General features: G+C 73.9%; 4 protein-coding genes. All 4 read left to right on the top strand.

All coding sequences use genetic code 11. From position 1 onward, the window contains the following. The coding region (locus AOK24_RS36190) for a LuxR C-terminal-related transcriptional regulator (RefSeq protein ID WP_055724202.1) at positions 1 to 1,961 on the top strand (1,961 nt) is incomplete at its 5' end. A 62-nt stretch (positions 1,962 to 2,023) separates the two neighbouring features. After that, the gene (locus tag AOK24_RS36195; RefSeq protein WP_159052107.1) at positions 2,024 to 2,251 is read left to right on the top strand and encodes a hypothetical protein; all 228 of its coding nucleotides are present in this window, start codon (positions 2,024 to 2,026) and stop codon (positions 2,249 to 2,251) included. A gap of 281 nt (positions 2,252 to 2,532) precedes the next feature. Continuing rightward, positions 2,533 to 2,937: a hypothetical protein gene (locus AOK24_RS36200; protein ID WP_055724204.1), complete on the top strand. Its 405-nt coding sequence runs from the start codon at positions 2,533 to 2,535 to the stop codon at positions 2,935 to 2,937. Beyond that, the coding region (locus tag AOK24_RS36205) for an AAA family ATPase (RefSeq protein WP_240554283.1) at positions 2,934 to 5,675 on the top strand (2,742 nt) is incomplete at its 3' end. The genes AOK24_RS36200 and AOK24_RS36205, both read left to right, overlap by 4 nt.

Raw genomic sequence — 5,675 nt, forward strand, 5'->3', positions numbered from 1 at the left:
ACGCCCTCGAACTCACCCCGCTCGACGAGGCCGTGCGCGCAGGGCTGTTGGTGGAGGTGCCCGGCACTGGAGGGCGTACGCTCGCGTTCCCCAACGGGGTGATCGGCGACTACGTCTACAGCGACATGAGCCCGGGGCGCCGCCGCCGACTGCACCGTGCCGCCGCCGAGTTCGGGGGGCCGGACGCGCTGTGGCACCGGATCGCCGCGGACCAGGGGCAGAACGAGGACGTCGCGCTCGCCGCCGAGCAGGAGGCGCGACGCCAACTCTCCCTCGGCAACCTCAGGTTGGCCGCGGTGTACGCCGGACACGCCCTCGAACTCACCCCGCCGGGACCGCATGTCCGTGCCCGCCTCCTCACCGCCGTGGAGGCACTCCTGGTGAGCGGCGACGCGTCCACCGCGCGGCGCTACGAAGGGGAGTTGACGTCGCTGGCACCGGGCCCGTGGGTGGACTACGTGACCGGATACCTGGTGTTGCTGGGCGGGCGGATCGCGGAGGCGCGGGGGTTGTTCCGCCGGGCGTTGGAGGGGGTGCGGGCGGACAGCGAAGGGGGAACAACTCCCGGGGAGAAGGGCCCACTTCAGGACCACGAGGCCCCCTCGACGCTTCCCGTCACCTCATCGCCGCTTCCCGTCACCCCCTCGACGACGCCCGCCGACCTGGAAGCCCGCATCGCCACCCAACTGGCCATCATCGGCGTGGTCCAACTCGACTACCAGGACATGGTGTTCTACGGCGAGGCCGCAGTGGCCGCCCCCACGCGGGAACCCTGGGTGAGGGCGTTCGCCTGGTTCGCCAAGACGGTGGGCACCGCCCTTGCGGGGGACGCCGGGAAGGCGCTGCGGGAGTTGGGCGCGGTGCACCTCCCGGGCGCCCCCGCCGGCCTGGACGGGCTGGTGGCACGCGGCATGATCCGGCTCTGGACGGACGACCTGGATGGCGCCCACGCGGACCTCGGCAGCGCGGTCGAGCGGGCGACGCGCGGCGAGGCGCTGCGGATCGGGCAGGGCCTCGGGTTCCTCGGGGAGGCCGAGTACCGCAGGGGGAACCTCGCGGAGGCGGTCCGCCTGACCGCGTCGGCGATCGGGGACGCGGCGGAGAACGGCCGCGTCTGGGACTACCCCCTGCTGCACGCCCTGGCCTGCTACCCCCTTGCTGCCCAGGGCAGTTGGGAGGAGGCGGCGGGGCACGCGAGGGAGGCCACCGACTGGTCCCAGCTCCTCGCGAGCCCGATGAGTTTCGCGTTCGCGGCGGGCGCCCGCGCGGCCATCGCCCAGGCCGCCGATGACCACGAGGGTTTCCTGGACGCGGCCGAGGCGATCGAGACCCACTACTCGTCCAGGGAACCCGGCGCCCACCTCTTCGGCCCGGTCCGCGCGGACGCCCTCTCCCGACTGGGCCGCACGGCCGAAGCCGCCCACGCACTCGCCGAGTTCGCCGCGCGGACCCGCGCGGTGGACCGAGTCTCCGCCCACCTCGCCATGGCCCGGGTCCGCGCCCAGATCAGCGAGGCCGAGGGCGAACCGGCCGCCGCCCTCGCCTCCTGCGAGGAGGCCCTCACCCTGGCGAAGGAAGCGGGCCTGCCCCTGGAGGGCGCCCGCGTAAGGCTCGTGACGGCACGTCAATTATCGGCCCTGGGCCGGGGGCTGGCAGCGGAGGCGGCGTTGCGCGAGGCCCTGCACACCTTCACCGACTCCGGCGCCCACGCCTACGAGGCCCAGACCCGGCGCCTGGCAGCCGACTTGGGCCTGAGCCTCACCGGCCCCGTCTCCGCCCTCGCCGCCCTCACCCCGCGCGAGCGCGAAGCCGTACGCCTCATGCGCACCGGCCTGTCCAACCAGGGCATCGCCCGCCGCCTCGGTGTCGCGGAGAAGACCGTGGAGACCCATCTCCAGCACGCCTACGACAAGTTGCGCCTGAGCCGGGACCAACTCAGGGCGCTGAAGCTGGACGACTGAGGGGCGAACCGCCGGTCTCTCGGGGGCTCCTCCCGACGCGCGGCCCGAACTCCCGTCCTACCGTGGCGAGTCCGCCCGCGGCGAAGGAGTCCGACGTGCTGATCCTGATCGAACTGCGCAGGTCGCCCGAGGGCCACCTGGAGGGGACGGTGAAGACCGGCCCCGAGGACCGGGGACACCCCTTCCACGGCGTCGTGTCCCTGGTCGACGCCCTGGAGGCCCACCTGGACGACCCGCAGGGGCCGCGCTTCTCGGGAGGTGCGGACACAGAACCAGGGGGCGACCCCTGAGGACACCGCGAACACCCCGCCGTACGGTGTGGACGCGGACTCGGGGAGCCGGATCGGGGCCCGCGCACAGGGGAAACGGGCGCGAGCGGCGCCCAGGGCCGGCCGGAGGGGAGCCGTGAGAACGGCATCAGGGGACTCCGTCCGGTCGGCCCGCGCACACCGAACGGTCACGGCAAGTCCGAAGCGCACCAGATGTGTTCAACCGCGAGCGGACGGCACGGACCGGTGCGAGAACAGTCCCCACAGGACCCATCGGCATCGCGTTGACGGGGGCGTACCCAATGGACACCGAACTGGCCACTCTCGCGGCGAGCGCCGCGAACGCGCTCGTGGGCGCCCTCACCACGGAGACCTGGGAGCGCGCCCGGCTCCTCCTCGCCCGCCTGCGCCGCACGCCCGACACCGAGCGCCTGCCCCTCGAACTCGCCCGCGACCGCGCCCTGTTGCTCGCCGACCCGGCGGACGAGGCGAACCGCTCCGACCTCACGGCGGCCTGGCGGCTGAGGTTCAGAAGAATCGTCGAGGACGACCCGGACGCGGCCCGCGCGCTCCTCGACCTGGTCGCCGAACTCGCCCCGCACACGGCCCCGCAGACGGGCCACGTCCTCAACGCCGAGGCCCACGACCACTCCCGCATCTACCAGTCCGCCGGCGACATGAACATCGGCCGTACACCCGCGCCATGACGGAACGTCAAGAAGCGGTCGCCCTCACGCTCACCGCGTGGGCGACCGGCGACAGCCGGGTCCTCCAGGCCGCGGGCGACATCGTCGTCCACCACTACGGCGACGGCACGACCGCCTACGACGACTCCCCGTCCGCCGTGACCGAGTGCCCCTACCCCGGACTGAAGGCGTTCGACCGGGAGTCGGCGCGCTGGTTCTTCGGACGGGCGAAGCTGGTCGCGGAGCTGGGGGCGACCCTCAAACGGTGCCTCGACGAGGGGACGCCCGCCGCGGTCGTCGCCCCCTCGGGCGCCGGCAAGTCCTCCCTGCTGCGGGCAGGTCTCCTCCCGAAGCTGACCAAGGGCAAGCTGCTGCCGGGCTCCCAGTGCTGGCCCCAACTCCTGCTGAAACCGACGGAGGACCCCGTCGGGCAGCTCGCCGAAGCCGCCGCCCGCCTGACCGGCGCCGAACCCGCCCACGTGCGGGACGCGTTGGACAACGGCCCCGCCACGTTCCGCGAGTTGATCCGCACGAGCCTCCAACTCCCGCCCGGCGCACGGGTCGTCATCGTCGTCGACCAACTGGAGGAGCTCTTCACACAGTGCCGCGACGAATCCGCCCGCACCCGATTCGTCGACGCCCTCGCCGCCCTCACCCCTCTCGCCCTGGTCGTCTACGGCCTGCGCGCCGACCGCTACGGCGACTGCGCCCCCTACCCGCACCTGCGGGCCGCCCTGCGCAACGACGTGATCGTCGGCGCGATGAGCGACGACGAGGTCCGCGCGGCCATCGAGGGCCCCGTACGCAAGGTGAAGGGCCTCTCGATCGATCCGGAGCTCGCCGACGTCATCGTCCGCGACCTGCGCGCGGGCGCGCCCCAGCGCGACGCCTACCCGCCCGGCCGCCTCCCCTTCCTCTCCCAGGCCCTGCACTCCACCTGGCAGCAGCGCACCGGCGACCGGCTGACCGTCGCCGCGTACCGGGCGGCGGGCGGCATCGACGACGCCGTCAACGCGGCGGCCGACCGCGTGTACGAGAACCTGACGGACGCTCAGAAGGACGTGGCGCGCGCCCTGTTCACCGGACTCGTCCGGGTCGACGAACGCGGCGCGACCACCTTCCGCCGCCGCACCCGCCGAGAACTCCTCCAGGAGGCCCGCGACCCCGCCCAAGTCCCGCCCGTCGTCGACGCGTTCACCGAGGCCCGGCTCCTCACCCAGGGCGGTGGCCGGTACCGTGACGGGACCGTCGAGATCACGCACGAGGCACTGCTGCGGGGCTGGACGACACTCGGCACGTGGATCGCCCCCGACAGCAGGACCAGCCTGGTCCGCCAGGAGGTCTGGGAGGCCGCCGCCCGCTGGCACGACGGCGAACACCGCGACAAGGACGCCCTGTTCAGGGGTGCACGGCTCGACCACGCCCGGACCTGGCTGGCCGTCGCCGACCCCGCCGACGTCACCCCGCTCGCCGCCGCGTTCCTGCACGCCTCCGGCGCCCAGGAGCGCCGTACCCGGCGACTGCGGCGAGGCGCCGTCGCCGTGGTCTCCGCGCTCGCCCTCATCGCCTCCGCCCTCGCCGTCTACGCCCTCGACCGGCGCCGCGAGGCCGTCGAACAGCGCGACGAGGCGATCTTCAACCGGGTCACCGCCGAGGCCGACCGGCTGCGCGCCACCGACAGCGCGCTCGCCGCCCAACTCGACCTCGCCGCCTACGACATGAGGCCCACCGACACCCTCCGCACCCACCTCCTCGCCGAGTCGGGCGCGATCCTCCCGCAGACCCTGCCCGCCCGCTACGGCCTCGTCCACACGGTCGCCTTCGGCCCCGGCGGACACCTGATGACGGCCGCCTCCGCACCCACCGACACCCTCGGCCGACTGCGCCTGTGGAACGTCCCCCGCACCACCGCAGCGACTCCGCTCACCGGCGACATCCGCGCCGGCACCACGGCCGGCGGCATCCAGCCCCTCGCCTACGACCAGCGCAACAACCTGATCGTGTGGGGCAGTTCGGACGGACTGATCCGCGTCCTCGACGCTTCCGACCCGGCCCGCCCGCAACCCCTGTCCGCACCCGTACGGGTCTCCCGGCTGGGCACGGTCGGCAGCCTCGCGCTCAGCGCCGACGGCCGCACCCTCGCCGTCGCCGTCACCACCACGGGCACGGCCGCACCCGGCGTCTCCGCCGCGATGACCGGCGAGGTCGAACTGTGGAGCCTCGCCGACCCGCGCGCCCCGCGCCGGCTGAGCCGCGCCCTGAGCACGAGCGGCCAGGGCATCGGCAGCGTCGCCCTCACCCCCGACGGCAAGGTCCTCGTGGCGGGTGGCGGTACCGCCCAAGGAGGCCAGGGCGCCGCCCTGTTGAAGCTCTGGAACGTCTCCGACCCCACCCGCCCGCAGCCGCTGCCCGACCCGAAGGGCGGCCACACCCTCGTCGTCAACCAGGTCGCGATCAGCCCCGACGGCCACACCCTCGCCACCGCCTCCAGCGACAACCGCGTCCTGCTCTGGAACCTCGCCGACCCCCGCCACCTCACCACCCTCAACCAGCTCATGCTCAACTCGGTGGTGAACACGGTGGCGTTCAGCCCCGACGGCCAACTCCTCGCCACCGGCGACACATCGGGCGGCGTCAACCTCTGGAACGTCCGCGCCCCGGCCCGCGCCCGCGTCATCGCCCCCACCCTGCGCGGCCATTCGGGCATGGCCGGCGCCCTCGCCTTCGGCCCCGACAGCCGTACGGTCGTCAGCGGCGGC

It is taken from the genome of Streptomyces niveiscabiei (assembly GCF_001419795.1).
Taxonomy (GTDB): domain Bacteria; phylum Actinomycetota; class Actinomycetes; order Streptomycetales; family Streptomycetaceae; genus Streptomyces; species Streptomyces niveiscabiei.

What these genes read in the sequence shown, in the direction of transcription:
- AOK24_RS36200 (WP_055724204.1), top strand. Translation starts at nt 2,533, where the DNA reads ATGGACACCGAACTGGCCACTCTCGCGGCGAGCGCCGCGAACGCGCTC.